Genomic DNA, 14,754 nt, shown 5'->3' on the forward strand with positions numbered 1-14,754 from the left:
AAAGTTGCTGATACTGCAATAGAGGAATGACAGCGAACGATGACGACGGTGCGCATCTCGACGGCGTGCTCGCCGAGGTCGGCCCCCGCCTGCGCAGGATCCGCAAGGAGCGCGGCGCGACGCTCGCGGGTCTCGCCGAGGCCACCGGCATCTCGGTGAGCACCCTCTCCCGCCTGGAGTCCGGGAACCGCAAGCCCAGCCTCGAACTCCTGCTCCCCATCGCCCGCGCCCACCAGGTCCCCCTGGACGAGCTCGTCGGCGCCCCGCCCGTCGGCGACCCGCGCGTGCGGTCGAAGCCGATCGTCCGGCACGGCCGCACGATGGTCCCGCTGACCCGGCAGCCCGGCGGCCTCCAGGCGTACAAGGTGATCGAGCCCGCCCGGTCCGTCGAGCCCGACCCGCAGACCCACGAGGGGTACGAGTGGCTGTACATCCTGTCCGGGCGGCTGCGGCTGGTGCTCGCCGATCATGACGTGATCCTCACGGCGGGCGAGGCCGCGGAGTTCGACACGCGCCTTCCGCACTGGTTCGGGTCCACGGGGGAGGGGCCGGCGGAGTTCCTCAGCCTGTTCGGGCCGCAGGGCGAGCGGATGCACGTACGGGCGCGACCCGCTGAGCGGGCTGGTCAGCAGAAGCGCGAAGCGGACTGACGAGACGGTTCCCCTGCCTGCAAGCGACCGCTTAGTATGCGACGGAGCTTGGTCTACGACAGCCCCGTGGAGGCCCCGCATGCAGGCATGGCAAGTGCACCAGAACGGCGAGCCGGGCGCGGTGATGCGCCTCGAAGACGTGGACCGGCCGGTGCCGGGCGACGGACAACTGCTCCTCAAGGTCCGCGCCGCCAACATCAACTTCCCCGACGCCCTGCTCTGCCGCGGGCAGTACCAGATCACGCCTCCGCTGCCGTTCACACCCGGCGTGGAGATCTGCGGCGAGACCGAGGACGGGCGGCGCGTGATCGCCAACCCCGCCCTTCCGTACGGCGGATTCGCCGAGTACGCGATCGCCGACGCGGCGGCCGTACTGCCCGCGCCCGACGCCCTGGACGACGCCGAGGCCGCAGCCCTGCACATCGGCTACCAGACCGGCTGGTTCGGACTGCACCGCCGCGCGCACCTCCAGGCGGGCGAGACCCTCCTGGTGCACGCGGCCGCCGGCGGTGTCGGCAGCGCGGCCGTGCAGCTCGGCAAGGCGGCGGGTGCCAAGGTCATCGGTGTCGTCGGCGGCGCGGCCAAGGCCGAGGTCGCGCGCGAGCTCGGCTGCGACGTGGTCGTCGACCGGCGTACGGAGAACGTGATCGGCGCCGTGAAGGAGGCCACCGGCGGCCGGGGCGTCGACGTCGTCTACGACCCCGTCGGCGGCGACGCGTACACGCAGTCCACGAAGTGCGTCGCCTTCGAGGGGCGCATCGTCGTCGTCGGCTTCGCCAGCGGTGTCATCCCGACGCCCGCGCTCAACCACGCCCTGGTGAAGAACTACTCGGTGCTCGGCCTGCACTGGGGCCTGTACAACGCCAAGGACCCGCAGGCGATCCTGCGCTGCCACGAGGAGCTCACCCAGCTCGCGGCCAAGGGCGCCATCAAGCCGCTCATCAGCGAGCGCGTGCCGCTGGGCGACGCGGCCGCCGCCGTCCAGCGCGTCGCGGACGGAGTCACCACGGGGCGGGTGGCCGTGGTCCCCGAGGGAGGCGCCGCATGACGGACGCCGCCGAACTGCGTCGCCGCACCCAGGAGTTCCTCGCCGCGCACCCGCCGGCCACGACGGAGCGCGCCGCCTTCCTGAAGGCCCGCTTCGACGCAGGACTCGCCTGGGTGCACTACCCGGAAGGGCTCGGCGGGCTCGGTGCGCCCCGGTCTATGCAGGCCGTCGTGGACGCCGAGTTGGAGGCCGCGGGCGCGCCCGACAACGACCCGCGCCGCATCGGGATCGGCCTGGGCATGGCGGCGCCGACCATCCTGCGCTTCGGCACCGAGGAGCAGAAGCGCGGCTTCCTGCGGCCGCTGTGGGTCGGCGACGAGGTGTGGTGCCAGCTCTTCAGCGAGCCGGGCGCGGGCTCCGACCTCGCCGCCCTGGGTACCCGCGCCGTCCGTGACGGCGACACCTGGGTGGTCAACGGGCAGAAGGTGTGGACGTCCGGCGCGCACGCCGCCCGCTGGGGCATCCTCATCGCCCGCACCGACCCGGACGTGCCCAAGCACCGCGGCATCACGTACTTCGTCTGCGACATGACCGACCCCGGTGTCGAGGTGCGCCCGCTGCGCCAGATCACCGGCGAGGCCGAGTTCAACGAGGTCTTCCTCACCGACGTGACGATCCCGGACGCGCACCGGCTCGGTGAGATCGGGGACGGCTGGAAGGTCGCGCAGACCACCCTCATGAACGAGCGCGTGTCCATCGGCGGCGCCCGCATCCCGCGCGAGGGCGGCATGATCGGCCCGGTCGTCGAGGCCTGGCGCGAGCGCCCCGAGCTGCGCACGCACGACCTGCACCAGCGGCTCCTCAAGCTGTGGGTGGAGGCCGAGGTCGCCCGGGTCACCGGCGAGCGGCTGCGCCAGCAGCTCGTCGCGGGGCAGCCGGGCCCCGAGGGCTCGGGCATGAAGCTCGGGTTCGCCCGCCTCAATCAGGAGATCAGCGGCCTGGAGGTGGAACTCCTGGGCGAGGAAGGCCTGTTGTACGAGGACTGGACGATGCGGCGGCCCGCGAAGGTCGACTTCGTCGGCCGTGACGCCGGCTACCGCTATCTGCGGGCCAAGGGCAACAGCATCGAGGGCGGCACCAGCGAGGTACTGCTCAACATCGTCGCCGAGCGCGTCCTCGGGCTGCCCTCCGAGCCGCGCACCGACAAGGACGTCGCGTGGAAGGACCTCGCCCGATGAGCACGCAGACCCCCCAGAGCGCGCAGCCCGCGCCGCGCGACCTGCTGTACTCCGAAGAGGAGGAGGCGCTGCGCTCGGTGGTGCGCGGCCTCCTCGCCGACCACTGCGACGCCGCCGCGGTGCTCGCGCGCACCGAGTCCGCCGAGCCGCACGACCGAGAACTGTGGAAGGCGCTCACCGACGGCATGGGGCTGGCGGGCCTGCTCGTGCCCGAGGAGCTCGGCGGCCAGGGCGCCACGCACCGCGAAGCCGCCGTCGTCCTGGAGGAGCTGGGCCGCGCGGTCGCGCCCGTGCCCTATCTGACCAGTGCCGTCATCGCCACCGAGACGCTGCTTGCCTGCGACGGCGACGCGGCGAGGGAACTCCTGGGCGCACTCGCCTCGGGGCGCACGGTCGGCGTGCTCACCGTGCCGCTGACCACCGCGCCGGGCGGCGCCCTGCCCGACGTACGCGCCGAGGGCGAGGTCCTGCACGGCAGCGTTCGCGGTGTCGCCGACGCGGTCGCCGCCGACGTGTTCCTCGTGCCGACGAGTGCGGGGCTCTTCGCGGTGGACGCGACCGAGGGAGGTGTGGGCATCGGGCCGCAGACCGCGCTCGACCTCACGCGGCCGCTCGCCACGGTCACCTTCGAGGGGGCACGCGCGCGTGCTGTGGGTCCGGAATCCGGACCCGCTGTACGGCGGGGGCTGCGGGCGGGCGCCGGGCTCCTGGCCTCCGAGCAACTGGGCCTCGCCGACTGGTGCCTGACCGAGACCGTGCGCCACACGAAGGAACGGCACCAGTTCAACCGGCCCGTCGGCTCCTTCCAGGCGCTCAAGCACCGCCTCGCCCAGCTCTGGCTGGAGGTGGTCAACCTGCGCGCCGCCGCGCGCAACGCGGCCGACACCCTCGCCGCCGACAGCGAGGACGCCGATGTCGCGGCGGCCCTCGCGCAGGCCTACGCCTCGCCCGCCACGGTGCACATCGCCGAGGAGGCGCTCCAGTTGCACGGCGGCATCGGCATGACCTGGGAGCACCCCGTCCACCTCTACCTGAAGCGGGCCAAGGCCGACTCCATCGCGCTGGGCACCGTGGGGCGGCACCGGGAGGAGCTGGCCGCGCGCGTGAACCTGCCGGCTCCCTGATCGCGGAGCTCCTGGCCCCGTGATCAATCCGGTACGGCCCGCACGTTTTACCCACCCATTACATCAGGCATAATTGCGACCCGTTCGCAATAACGTTTGATCTTCAGTAGGGGTGTGGAGCATGAGGGCCCGATCGATACGGGGTACGGGCGCGGTAGCGGCGGCCGCCTCACTGGCGGTCGCCGCGTCGGCCTGTTCGGCGCCGGGCGACGGCAAGGGCGCGGGTGGCACCAAGGACTCCGCGGTCGTCGGCATCGCGTACGAACCGGACACCCTGAGCCCGCTCCTCGGCTACGGCAAGGACGGCAACTCCAAGATCTTCGACGGTCTGCTCACGCACGACGCCGACATGAAGCTCAAGCCAGCGCTCGCCGCCGAGCTGCCCAAGGTCGGCGACGACGGCAAGACCTACACCTTCACGCTGCGCGAGGGCGTCAAGTTCAGCGACGGCAAGCCCTTCACGTCCAAGGACGTCGTCTTCACCTACGAGACGATCCTCGACAAGAAGACCAACAACGCCGCCAAGACCGAGCTCGACGCCGTCAAGAGCGTCGAGGCGAAGGGCGACGACACCGTCGTCTTCCACCTCAAGTACCCCTACGCGCCGTTCGCCGAGCGCACCGTCCTGCCGATCGCGCCCGAGCACATAGCCGGCAAGCAGGACGTGAACACCGGCGAGTTCACCACCAAGCCGGTCGGCACGGGCCCGTACAAGCTCGTGAAGTGGTCCAAGGGCGAGAAGCTCGCCTTCAAGGCCAACCCCGGTTACTGGGGCGGCGCCCCCAAGGTCAAGAACTTCACCATGGCGATCATCAAGGACGACGACATCCGCGCCACCCGGCTCGACGCCGGTGAGCTCGACGGCGCGATCCTGCCGCCCAACCTGGCGAAGAAGTACGAGAGCGACGGCAACAAGACGTCGTACGCCGCCAAGACCTTCGACTACCGCGTGGTGACCCTGCCCACCGGCAACAAGGTCACGGGCGACACCGGCATCCGGCGCGCGCTCGACACCGGCGTGGACCGCAAGGCCATGGTCGACTCGATCCTGGACGGCGCGGGCAAGGAGGCCTACGGGCCCGTCCCGACCGACAGCCCTTGGTTCACCAAGGGGACCGAGCGCAAGCACGACCTCGCCGCGGCGAAGAAGCTCCTCGACAAGGCGGGCTGGAAGCCGGGCAAGGACGGCATCCGCGCGAAGGACGGCGTCCGCGCGACGTTCCCGCTCTGGTACCTCTCCGGCGACAAGCTCCGCCAGGACCACGCCCTCGCCTACGCCTCCGACGCCAAGAAGCTCGGCATCAAGGTCGAGGTGCAGGCCGGCACGTGGGAGGTCATCGAGCCGCGCATGCCCAAGGACGCGGTCCTCGCGGGCGGCGGCTCCCCGGCCGACCCGGACTTCGACCAGTACACGCTCCTGAAGTCCTCGCTCGCCGGTGACGGTTTCAACAACATGGCCCACTACGACAACCCCAAGGTCGACAAGGCGCTCGACGAGGCCCGCGAGAGCGGCGACCACGCCGAGCGGCAGGCCGCGTACGACACCATCCAGCGCGAGCTGGTGAAGAACCCGGGCTACACCTTCCTCACCCACATCGACCACCTCTACGTCGTCGACAAGCGCTTCGGCGACCTCTCCACCCAGACCGAGCCGCACGACCACGGTCTCGCGTCAGGACCGTGGTGGAACGTCGAGGACTGGCAGCCGAAGCAGTGAAGTCCGCGCTCCAGCGACTCCCCTGGGGGCCGATGGCGCGCATGACGGGACGGCGGGCCCTGTTCGCCGTCCCGGTCCTGCTCGCCGTCACCTTCGGCGTCTTCGCGATCGCCGCGGCCTCCCCCTTCGACCCCGTCAAGGCCTACGCGGGCACGGCCGGGCTCACCGCGTCCCAGGAGAACCTCGACCAGCTGCGCGCCAACCTCGGCGTCGACCAGCCGCTCGCGCAGCGCTGGTGGCAGTGGCTGACGTCGGCGCTCAGCGGCGACCTCGGGGACTCCAGCACCCTGCGCCAGCCCGTCGCCGACGTCATCGGTGAACGCATCGGCTGGTCCGTGCTGCTCGCCGCCACCGCGTTCCTGCTCGCGATCCTCGTCGGCACCACGCTCGGCGTCCTCGCCGCGCGCCGCCCCGGCGGCTGGTTCGACCGCGCCGTGACCTCGCTCGCCTACACGCTCGAAGCGGCGCCGCCGTTCTGGATCGGTCTGTTGGCCGTCTGGCTGTTCGCCCTGAAGCTGGGGGTGCTGCCATCGGGCGGGCTCACGGACACCGCGAGCTCGGCCGTGACCGCCGGACAGGTCGCGAGCCATCTCGTGCTGCCCGCCGCCGTCCTGGCGATCTCGCAGCTCCCGTGGTTCGTGCTGTACGTACGCCAAGGAGTCGGCGACGCGCTCGGCGACGACCCCGTGAGGGGCGCACGCGCGCGTGGCCTCGCCGAACGGACCGTGCTGCTCGGGCACGCACTGCGCTCGGGCATGCTGCCGGTGCTCACCCTGATCGGCTCCCGCGTGCCCGAACTGATCACCGGGGCGCTCCTGGTGGAGACCGTCTTCAGCTGGCCCGGCATCGCCGCGGCCACCGTCTCGGCGGCGACCGCCGTGGACTTCCCGCTGCTCGCCGCGCTCACCGTCCTCGCCACGGTGGCGGTGCTCCTGGGCAATCTCCTCGCCGACCTGCTGTACGGCCTCGCCGACCCGAGGGTGGGATTCGATGGCTGACGTGACCTGGCGCGCCTCCCTCGGGGGCGCCTCCAAGAGCAGCCGCTCCACGCGCGCGTGGCGGATGCGTTCCTCGGCGTTGACCGTCGCGGCGGTCGTCCTGGCCGTGCTCCTCGTGCCGCCGCTGGTGAACCTCGACGAACAGGCCGTGGATCTCGCGGCCAAGCTGCAACCGCCCTCCTGGGGGCACCCCTTCGGCACCGACGACGTGGGACGCGATCTGCTCCTGCGCTGTGTGTACGGGCTGCGGGTCTCGCTCCTCGTGGGCGTGGTCGCCGCCGTCGTCGCGACCGTCATCGGCACGGCCGTGGGCGCGTTGGCCGCCGCTTCGGGCGGCTGGGTCGACCGGGTCGTGATGCGGCTCGTGGACGTCTTCTCGTCCGTGCCGCACCTGCTGCTCGGCATCTTCATCGTGGCGATGTTCCGGCCCGGCGTATGGCCGGTGGTCGTCTCGGTCGCGCTCACGCACTGGCTGTCCACGGCCCGCATCGTGCGCGCCGAGGTGCTCTCGCTGCGCTCGCGTCCCTACATCGACGCGGCCATCTCCGGCGGCGCGTCGCGGATGCGCGTGACCGTGCGCCATCTGCTGCCCGGCGTGCTCCCGCAGGCAGGACTCGCCGCCGTCCTGATGGTGCCGCACGCCATCTGGCACGAGTCCGCGCTGTCCTTCCTGGGTCTGGGACTGCCCACCCACCAGGCGAGCCTGGGCACCCTCGTGCAGAGCGCGCGCGGCTCGCTCCTGGCCGGGGACTGGTGGCCGACCCTCTTCCCCGGCCTGTTCATCATCGTGCCCACCCTGGCGATCGCGGGCCTCGCGGGCGCCTGGCGGGAACGGATCAACCCCCGGCGCCGATCGGAGCTGATGCTGTGACCGAGCCCGTCTCGAAACCCGCCCTCTCGTCCCCGGTGCTTTCCGTACGCGGACTCTGCGTACGCTTCCGCATGCGCGGCGACACCTTCGTCTCCGCCGTCACCGACGCCCACTTCGACCTGGCGGCGGGGGAGTGCCTGGCCCTCGTCGGCGAGAGCGGCTGCGGCAAGTCCGTGCTCGCCTCGGCGCTGCTCGGGCTGCTGCCGCGGAACGCGGAGACGGCCGGGTCCGCGCTCATCGGCGACGTGGACCTGCTGTCCGCCGACGAGCGCACGCTGGCCCGCACGGTGCGGGGACGGCGCGTCGGTCTCGTACCGCAGAGCCCGGCCGCGCACCTGACGCCGGTGCGCACGGTCCGCGCCCAGCTGGAGGAGACCCTGCGGGAACTGGCGGGCGTGCGCCGCCCGCAGCTGCGCAAGGCCGCCGAAGCCGCCGCCGAGCGGGCCGCGTTCCCCGCCGGGCACCTGGACCGCTACCCGCACGAGCTCTCCGGCGGCCTCGCCCAGCGTGCCGCCACCGCGCTCGCGCTCATCGGCGACGCCCCGCTGCTGCTCGCCGACGAGCCGACCACCGGCCTGGACCGCGAGCTGGTCGACCGCACGGTCGACGAACTGCGCAAGCACGTCGGCGAGGACCGCGCGCTGCTCCTGATCACCCACGACCTGGCCGCCGCCGAACGCATCGCGGACCGCGTCGCCGTGATGTACGCGAGCCGCATCGTCGAAGTCGCCGACGCCGAGGACTTCTTCGGCACCCCCGGACCCCAACACCCCTACGCGCGCGGCCTCCTCAACGCCCTCCCGGAGCGGGAGTTCACGCCCATCCCCGGCATGCCGCCCGAACTGTCCGCGCTACCGGCCGGATGCGCCTTCGCGGCGCGCTGCTCCGGCGCGGACGAGGCCTGCCGCACCGTGCCGCAGGCCGTGGGCGGGGTCGCCTGCCACCACCCCCGTACGGCGGCCGTCCTGGAGGCACCCCGTGCTTGAACTCCTGTCCATCACCGCCGGATACGACCGCCGCGCCCCCGTCATGCGCGGCGTGGACCTCACCCTGGCGCCCGGTGCCTCCGTCGGCCTGCTGGGCCCCAGCGGCTGCGGCAAGTCGACCCTGGCCAGGGTCGCCGCCCTGCTCCACAAACCCGACGCGGGCCGCGTCGTCATCGACGGCGAGCCCGCCCGCGGCTGGCGTCACCGCGCCCCCCGCGCCCAGCGCACCGCCTTCGGCGTCGTCTTCCAGCAGCCCCGCCTCTCCGCCGACCCGCGCCTGACCCTCACGAACCTCATCGCCGAGCCGCTGCGCGCGGCCGGACGCGGAGCCGAGGTCGCCGAGCGGGTACGGGAGTTGGCGGCCACCGTCGGCCTCGGCGAGGACCTCCTGGGCCGCAGGCCGCACGAGGTCAGCGACGGCCAGCTCCAGCGCGCCTGCCTGGCCCGCGCCCTGGTGCTCCGCCCGCGCTGGCTGATCTGCGACGAGATGACGGCGATGCTGGACGCCTCCACGACGGCGGCACTCGTGCACGCCGTGGAGGAGTACCGGCGCGAGAGCGGCGCCGGACTGCTCGCCGTCGGACACGACCGGGTGCTCCTGGAGCGCTGGTGCGAGCGGACCGTCCACTGGGGCGAGTTGGCCGGGGGAGGGGCGACGGCGGCCGTCCGCGGGGCGGCGGCCGAGCACGCCCCCGAGGTGGCCTGAGGTGCCCCGTAGGGACGTGGGTCCGGCGCGGTGAACGCGGGGCGTCGATAGCGCCAACTCCCGTCCCGATGGGGTTTCTTGACGCGGGCATGGCCTCATACTCACTGAGGCCCGTCCCTCGTCCCCTCGCCCTTTCCGGGAGTCTCCATGGCACTCATCACCCGTCGTAGAGCCCTCACCGTCGGTGCCGCGCTCGCCGGTACCGCCGCCGTCCCCGCGTACGCCCAGGCGAGCGAGCGCGGCCACGGACCCCGTCCCCTCATCCGTGCCCACGCGCACAACGACTACGAACACCCCCGGCCCCTCTTCGACGCGCTCGACCACCGCTTCGGCAGCGTCGAGGCCGACATCTACCTCGTCGACGGGCAGCTCCTGGTCGCGCACGACCCCATCGACCTCGACCCCACCCGCACCCTCGAATCGCTCTACCTGGACCCCCTGGCCGCCCGCGTGCGCGCCAACCACGGCTCCGTGTACAGGGGTTACCACCGCACCCCCTTCCAGCTCCTGATCGACATCAAGACCGAGGGCGCGGCGACCTACCTGGAACTGGACCGTCACCTGCGGCGCTACCGGCACCTGTTCACCACGTACTCCTACGGCAAGGTGCGCCGTGGCCCCGTCACGGCGGTGATCTCCGGCGACCGGGCCGCCCGCGCGCCGATGGAGGCCCAGCGCGTGCGCCGCGCCTTCTACGACGGCCGCCTCGCCGACCTGGGCAGCGCGGCGCCCGCCTCGCTCATCCCGCTGATCAGCGACAACTGGACGCTCAACTTCAGCTGGCAGGGCGTCGGCGCGATCCCCGCCGCCGAGCGCGACAAGCTGCGCCGCATCGTCGCCGCCGCCCACAAGCGCGGGCAGCGCGTCCGCTTCTGGGCGACGCCCGACCTGGCGGGCCCGGCGCGCGACGCGGTGTGGGGCGAGCTCCTGGCCGCCGGCGTCGACCACTTGAACACGGACGACCTCGCGGGGCTCGAGGCCTTCCTCGACGCCCACCGGCGGTAGGCCGCGGCCCGGCCGAAGCAACCCCCTGGGACATAACACCCGTTCGGAGGACATGCCGGTCGCCCGGACGGTCCCTCCGCTGCGCCACACTCGGCCCAGAGCCGCGGTGCTGACGTGGCGGAGGAGGTTGTCCCCATGGCCATTTCGGTCTCTGTGGTGCTGCTGCTGGTGATCCTGGCAGTGGTCTTTCTGCGCAACGGCGCACTGAAGTTCTCGCACGCCCTGGTCTGTGCGCTGCTGGGCTTCTACCTGGCGAGTTCGAGCATGGCTCCGACCATTCACAACGGGGTCACGGCCGCCGCGGACATCGTCAGCGGCCTACAGCCTTGATCGTTGCGTGTTCATGAACAACTGTCACCTTTCCATGGACACTTCAAGGCGCCGGCCCTAGCTTCGGCCCATGCCGCGTCGCAGAACCCTCAGCAGTGCCCTCGCCCTGACCGCGCTCACGGTCTCGGCGGTGTCCTTCGCACCTCCCGCCCAGGCGGAGGACATACCGAAGGCGCCGGGGCACCGGCTCGTCGACCAGTACACCGGCGCCCCCGCCGACGCCCACCCGCTGCCCGGCGAACAGCCGCCCCAGCACCCGTATCTCGCCGCCAACGGCCGCAGCGGGATGCACGCCGACGCGGCGGGCAGCGGAACGTACCCCTGGAACGGGCCCCTGGGGAAGAAGCCCGAGGTCAGCAGCGAGAAGATGGCGGCGCTCGGCGGTGAGTGCGCCACCGTCACCTTCGACAAGGACGGTCGCATCGTCACCGTCTGCGGCACGTTCACCGGCTTCCTGGTCAAGCTGCTCGACCCGGACACGATGGAGACGCTGGCCGAGTACAAGCTGCCGCAGCGCCCCTCCACCGTCGAGGCCATCACGCGCCTGGACTTCTCGAAGATCTTCAAGGACACCTCGGGCGGCGCCTACTCGTACCTCGACGACAAGGACCGGCTCGTCCTGGCCGACTCCCGCCAGCACATCGTCCGTCTCGCGCACGAGCAGGCGGCGGACGGCAGTTGGCGGTTCGTCGTCGACAAGGACTGGGACCTGACCGCGCACGTCCCGCACGACTGCGTGACCTGGTCAAATCTCTACCCCAGTGGCGAATGTGACCCGGTCACCTCGGTGATGCCCGACTGGGAGGGCCGCATCTGGTGGGTGACCCGGCAAGGGCGCGTCGGCACCGTCGACCCCACGTCCGGCGACATCCGCTCCATCCGCCTTGAGGGCGAAGAGATCCAGAACTCGTTCTCCGTCGCCGAGGACGGCGTGTCGATCGTCTCCGACCACGCGCTCTACGGCTTCCGGGCCGACCGGGACGGCACCCCGAAGGCCGTCTGGCGCCAGACCTACGACCGGGGCACGGGAACCAAGCCCGGCTCGGTGAACCAGGGTTCGGGCACCACCCCCGACCTCTTCGGCCAGGGCGACGACGACTACGTGGCGATCACCGACAACGCCGACGACCGCATGAACGTCCTCGTCTACCGCCGGGGCGACGACGTCGCCGACGACGAACGCCTCGTCTGCAAGGTCCCCGTCTTCCGCTCCGGCGCGTCCACCACCGACAACTCGCTGATCACCTGGGGCAACAGCCTCGTCGTCGAGAACAACTACGGCTACGAGAACATCACCTCGCTCACCTTCGGGCGCAGCGTCGTCGGCGGCGTCAGCAGGATCGACGTACGCGAGGACGGCAGCGGCTGCGACACCGTGTGGGAGAGCGACGTCCGCGCGCCCTCGAACGTGCCCAAACTGTCCACCGCCTCCGGGCTGCTGTACTTCTACACCAAGGAGCCGAACAGCCTCGGCATCGATGCCTGGTACCTGACGGCCGTCGACTTCCGCACCGGCGAGACCAAGTGGAAGCGCCTCGCCGGCACGGGCGTCGCCTACGACAACAACTGGGCGCCGGTGACCCTGGGCCCGGACGGCACCGCGTACGTGGGCGTGTTCAACGGCCTGGTGGCGGTGCGGGACACCGAGTGAGCGCGCCCCCCGTCGCCGACTAGCTCCGGGAGAACACGCCGATGCCGTTGGCCACCGCGCGTTCGGTTCCGCCGCTGGGGTGATTGCGTACGGTGACGGCCTCCGCGCCCGGGGCCCTCGCGACCAGCGTGGCGGACGAGACCAGGGTGGAGGAGCCGCCGCCGTCCAGGCTGAAGCCGTCCCGCGCGCCCAACCCCCGCAGGGTCTCGGCCATTTCGGCGATGGTCAGCCCCGTACGGAACTCGGGGGAGCCGTCGAGGGACAGGAGCAGGAGGCGCCGGCCGTTGTCGGAGATCCCGGCCGCCGTCCGCACGGCCGACGTGACGGAGTCGAGGCCGGGCAGCGGGGCGCCGCCGCGCAGGACCGGATAGCCGCCGAGCGCGAAGCGGAACGGGGTGCGCGACTGGGCCGCCACCAGGCGGTGCCGGACGTGCACCCGCTCGCCGATCGACAGCTTGCGCAGCTCCTGGGCGCCCGCCTCGCGGCCGACGAGGACGGTGGTGCCGGGGGCCACCGCACCGCTGCCGGGTGTGCCCGCGGACTCCACGACACGCCCGCCGCGCACCGTCACCTCGTGGGTGTCCGTGCTGCAGGGGGCGCCGCGGTTCGTGTCGGTGCCGCAGGTGGAGCGCACCCGCGAGGTGCTGCCCCAGTCGCTGGTGAACGCGCCGACGGACCCCACGGGCAGGGCGTACTGGTTGAGCCCGCCGAGCGGCAACCGGGTCTGCTGGGTGCGTACTTCGCCGTCCAGACGGAGGCTGTCCATGCGGGCCCGGCGGTCGAAGCCCACGCCGAGGACGGCTTCGGTGGTCACACCCGGAGGCATCGCGGGACCGAAGCGCTGACCGTTGGGTACCGCCGCCTTGAGGGCGCGGCCGCGTGCGACCGCCGGGCCGACGGGCGCACCGGTGGCCTCGACGCCCGGATGCTGGGTCTCGGAGATGTTGAAGAAGTCGCCGTTGATGCCGCCGACCGCCCCCGCCCCGTCCGCGAGCGCGGAGACGACGGAGCGGGCACCGACGGCACCCGGATAGAGCAGTCCGACGCCGGTGTCCGGGTCGCTCAGATCGACGTCCAGGACGTGCGCGCGGGCCATGCCGTGGGAGGCGGGAATGTCGAACTTCCAATACTCCACGCCTGGCGCGATACGCGACGCGCCCGTCTTCTCGCTCGCCTGCACGCCGCTGGCCGGTGCCGCTCCCACCAGAGCGGCACCGGCCAGCGTGCCGAATGCCGTGATCACCGAGAGCGCCGCTCTCGCCGTTCTGAACCGTCCCAAGGTGTGCTTGAGCCGTGTCCCCACCATGCCCCCTGACGTCTCCCGGGCCGACCAACTGCCCCAGTGTGAGTGCCGGTCTGACAGTGCGCCAGAGGGCAGCGCCGTATGGGTGCAGGGCCGGTGGCTAGGAGCCGACCAGCCGGGAACGGATGAGGAAACGTACGCCTTCCGGGGCTTCGAGGGAGAAGCCGCTGCCGCGGCCCGGCACCACGTCCACGATCAGCCGGGTGTGGCTCCACACGTCGTACTGGCTCTTCGACATCCAGAAGGCGACCGGTTCCGCCATGCCTTCCACGTCCAGCGAGGCAAGGCGCACATCGGAGTCGCCGGTCCGGAACTCGCCCGCCGGATAGCACATGGGCGCGCTGCCGTCGCAGCAGCCGCCGGACTGATGGAACATCAGTGGTCCGTGGGCCTCCCGCAGCCGCCGCAGCAGATCGGCGGCGGCGGGGGTCAGCTCCACGCGCGGGGTGTCGGTCATGGGCAGCCGCTCCTTGGTCACCGGGACGCCGTCGATGCGGTGGCCCAGTCAACTCACGGCAACGTTGCGAGGACGTTGCGGCCACGCGCGTGGAGGCGCGTGCGGATGAGCGTGTGGATGCGCGTGTGGGCGCGGTTCACGGCTCCGTCAGGCGAGCACCGCCCGGACGGCCTTGCCGCGCCGGCCGCTGCCGACGACTTCGAGACGCGCCGAGAGGTGACGGACCATCGCCAGGCCCCGGCCGCTCTCCCGTTCGGTGCTCGGCTTGAGCGTGCGCGGACCGACGGGGCTCGCGTCGTGGACCTCGACCGTCACGTGGTCGTCGGACACCTCCAGGCGCAGCCGGCAGGGACTGTGGCCGTGCTGGGTGGCGTTCGTGACGAGTTCGGACACGATCAGCGTGGCATCGTCCACCCGCTCGGCGTCCACCTCCATCAGGTGCCGACGGGGCCGGGTGAGGAACGCGGAGGTCAACCTCCGCGCCCGGCCGGCCGAAGCGGCCTCCTGCGGCAGTGCGTACTCCACTCGGGCTACGTGCCGATGGGCGCGCTTGTGCGCACGCATGGCGACTCACTCCCCTCCCCTGGGACAACCGGCGTGCTCGCGACGACATCCGCTCACCGGGGCCACGACGTGTCTTGCGCGGCCGATCCTGCTCCCCCCTGATGCCCGCCCATGGTGATCGCCAATCAAGCCCCTGCAAGCGCGGGGGACAGCGCGGCGCGGGAGC

General features: G+C 72.1%; 15 protein-coding genes. 12 read left to right on the plus strand and 3 right to left on the minus strand.

Annotated features, from left to right (window positions below; genetic code table 11):
* Nucleotides 1–26 precede the first annotated feature (26 nt).
* From ACZ6ZP_RS14390 to ACZ6ZP_RS14445, 12 genes are all read left to right on the plus strand, one after another.
* Entirely contained in the window at nucleotides 27–650 is a 624-nt protein-coding gene (locus tag ACZ6ZP_RS14390; protein ID WP_351156730.1) for a helix-turn-helix domain-containing protein, read from the plus strand.
* Between the two features lie 79 nt (nucleotides 651–729).
* Nucleotides 730–1,698, plus strand: a complete 969-nt coding sequence (locus tag ACZ6ZP_RS14395; RefSeq protein WP_361463956.1) for an NADPH:quinone oxidoreductase family protein — start codon at nucleotides 730–732, stop codon at nucleotides 1,696–1,698.
* Nucleotides 1,695–2,876, plus strand: coding sequence for an acyl-CoA dehydrogenase family protein (locus tag ACZ6ZP_RS14400; RefSeq protein WP_351156725.1), 1,182 nt, complete (start codon nucleotides 1,695–1,697; stop codon nucleotides 2,874–2,876). The genes ACZ6ZP_RS14395 and ACZ6ZP_RS14400 overlap by 4 nt, the downstream gene beginning before the upstream one ends.
* On the plus strand, nucleotides 2,873–4,000 hold the full coding sequence (locus ACZ6ZP_RS14405; protein ID WP_469406902.1) for an acyl-CoA dehydrogenase family protein: 1,128 nt from the start codon (nucleotides 2,873–2,875) through the stop codon (nucleotides 3,998–4,000). Before ACZ6ZP_RS14400 ends, ACZ6ZP_RS14405 begins: the two co-directional genes overlap by 4 nt.
* A gap of 121 nt (nucleotides 4,001–4,121) precedes the next feature.
* A complete protein-coding gene (locus ACZ6ZP_RS14410; protein WP_361463952.1) occupies nucleotides 4,122–5,717 on the plus strand; it encodes an ABC transporter substrate-binding protein in 1,596 nt (531 codons plus the stop codon).
* Between the two features lie 32 nt (nucleotides 5,718–5,749).
* On the plus strand, nucleotides 5,750–6,715 hold the full coding sequence (locus ACZ6ZP_RS14415) for an ABC transporter permease (protein WP_351156718.1): 966 nt from the start codon (nucleotides 5,750–5,752) through the stop codon (nucleotides 6,713–6,715).
* Nucleotides 6,708–7,586 carry an ABC transporter permease gene (locus tag ACZ6ZP_RS14420; RefSeq protein WP_383816902.1) on the plus strand — a complete coding sequence of 293 codons (879 nt, stop codon included), beginning with the start codon at nucleotides 6,708–6,710 and terminating at the stop codon, nucleotides 7,584–7,586. Before ACZ6ZP_RS14415 ends, ACZ6ZP_RS14420 begins: the two co-directional genes overlap by 8 nt.
* A 71-nt stretch (nucleotides 7,587–7,657) precedes the next feature.
* Nucleotides 7,658–8,572 carry an ABC transporter ATP-binding protein gene (locus tag ACZ6ZP_RS14425; RefSeq protein WP_469407262.1) on the plus strand — a complete coding sequence of 305 codons (915 nt, stop codon included), beginning with the start codon at nucleotides 7,658–7,660 and terminating at the stop codon, nucleotides 8,570–8,572.
* Nucleotides 8,565–9,278, plus strand: coding sequence for an ABC transporter ATP-binding protein (locus tag ACZ6ZP_RS14430; RefSeq protein ID WP_361463950.1), 714 nt, complete (start codon nucleotides 8,565–8,567; stop codon nucleotides 9,276–9,278). Before ACZ6ZP_RS14425 ends, ACZ6ZP_RS14430 begins: the two co-directional genes overlap by 8 nt.
* Before the next feature lie 147 nt (nucleotides 9,279–9,425).
* Nucleotides 9,426–10,283: a phosphatidylinositol-specific phospholipase C/glycerophosphodiester phosphodiesterase family protein gene (locus ACZ6ZP_RS14435; RefSeq protein ID WP_361463949.1), complete on the plus strand. Its 858-nt coding sequence runs from the start codon at nucleotides 9,426–9,428 to the stop codon at nucleotides 10,281–10,283.
* Nucleotides 10,284–10,418: 135 nt separating this feature from the next.
* The gene (locus ACZ6ZP_RS14440) at nucleotides 10,419–10,613 is read left to right on the plus strand and encodes a hypothetical protein (RefSeq protein ID WP_160503040.1); all 195 of its coding nucleotides are present in this window, start codon (nucleotides 10,419–10,421) and stop codon (nucleotides 10,611–10,613) included.
* Between the two features lie 70 nt (nucleotides 10,614–10,683).
* Complete coding sequence (locus ACZ6ZP_RS14445) at nucleotides 10,684–12,264, plus strand: hypothetical protein (protein ID WP_469406904.1); 1,581 nt, start codon at nucleotides 10,684–10,686, stop codon at nucleotides 12,262–12,264.
* Between the two features lie 19 nt (nucleotides 12,265–12,283).
* Here ACZ6ZP_RS14445 and ACZ6ZP_RS14450 read toward each other — a convergent pair whose 3' ends face one another.
* The 3 genes from ACZ6ZP_RS14450 to ACZ6ZP_RS14460 all read right to left on the minus strand — a co-directional run bounded on the left by ACZ6ZP_RS14450 (nucleotide 12,284) and on the right by ACZ6ZP_RS14460 (nucleotide 14,588).
* On the minus strand, nucleotides 12,284–13,570 hold the full coding sequence (locus tag ACZ6ZP_RS14450; RefSeq protein ID WP_351156707.1) for a phosphodiester glycosidase family protein: 1,287 nt from the start codon (nucleotides 13,568–13,570) through the stop codon (nucleotides 12,284–12,286).
* Between the two features lie 97 nt (nucleotides 13,571–13,667).
* On the minus strand, nucleotides 13,668–14,024 hold the full coding sequence (locus tag ACZ6ZP_RS14455) for a DUF779 domain-containing protein (RefSeq protein ID WP_351156705.1): 357 nt from the start codon (nucleotides 14,022–14,024) through the stop codon (nucleotides 13,668–13,670).
* 147 nt (nucleotides 14,025–14,171) lie between these two features.
* On the minus strand, nucleotides 14,172–14,588 hold the full coding sequence (locus tag ACZ6ZP_RS14460) for an ATP-binding protein (RefSeq protein WP_351156703.1): 417 nt from the start codon (nucleotides 14,586–14,588) through the stop codon (nucleotides 14,172–14,174).
* Between the last annotated feature and the right edge of the window lie 166 nt (nucleotides 14,589–14,754).

It is taken from the genome of Streptomyces sp. NPDC054047, assembly GCF_055585065.1.

Bases quoted from the DNA above. Each gene is read 5' to 3' on its own strand.
- ACZ6ZP_RS14390 (WP_351156730.1), top strand. From the start codon at position 27: ATGACAGCGAACGATGACGACGGTGCGCATCTCGACGGCGTGCTCGCC.
- ACZ6ZP_RS14395 (WP_361463956.1), top strand. From the start codon at position 730: ATGCAGGCATGGCAAGTGCACCAGAACGGCGAGCCGGGCGCGGTGATG.
- ACZ6ZP_RS14400 (WP_351156725.1), top strand. From the start codon at position 1,695: ATGACGGACGCCGCCGAACTGCGTCGCCGCACCCAGGAGTTCCTCGCC.
- ACZ6ZP_RS14405 (WP_469406902.1), top strand. From the start codon at position 2,873: ATGAGCACGCAGACCCCCCAGAGCGCGCAGCCCGCGCCGCGCGACCTG.
- ACZ6ZP_RS14410 (WP_361463952.1), top strand. From the start codon at position 4,122: ATGAGGGCCCGATCGATACGGGGTACGGGCGCGGTAGCGGCGGCCGCC.
- ACZ6ZP_RS14415 (WP_351156718.1), top strand. From the start codon at position 5,750: ATGGCGCGCATGACGGGACGGCGGGCCCTGTTCGCCGTCCCGGTCCTG.
- ACZ6ZP_RS14420 (WP_383816902.1), top strand. From the start codon at position 6,708: ATGGCTGACGTGACCTGGCGCGCCTCCCTCGGGGGCGCCTCCAAGAGC.
- ACZ6ZP_RS14425 (WP_469407262.1), top strand. From the start codon at position 7,658: ATGCGCGGCGACACCTTCGTCTCCGCCGTCACCGACGCCCACTTCGAC.
- ACZ6ZP_RS14435 (WP_361463949.1), top strand. From the start codon at position 9,426: ATGGCACTCATCACCCGTCGTAGAGCCCTCACCGTCGGTGCCGCGCTC.
- ACZ6ZP_RS14440 (WP_160503040.1), top strand. From the start codon at position 10,419: ATGGCCATTTCGGTCTCTGTGGTGCTGCTGCTGGTGATCCTGGCAGTG.
- ACZ6ZP_RS14445 (WP_469406904.1), top strand. From the start codon at position 10,684: ATGCCGCGTCGCAGAACCCTCAGCAGTGCCCTCGCCCTGACCGCGCTC.
- ACZ6ZP_RS14450 (WP_351156707.1), bottom strand. From the start codon at position 13,570: ATGGTGGGGACACGGCTCAAGCACACCTTGGGACGGTTCAGAACGGCG.
- ACZ6ZP_RS14455 (WP_351156705.1), bottom strand. From the start codon at position 14,024: ATGACCGACACCCCGCGCGTGGAGCTGACCCCCGCCGCCGCCGATCTG.
- ACZ6ZP_RS14460 (WP_351156703.1), bottom strand. From the start codon at position 14,588: ATGCGTGCGCACAAGCGCGCCCATCGGCACGTAGCCCGAGTGGAGTAC.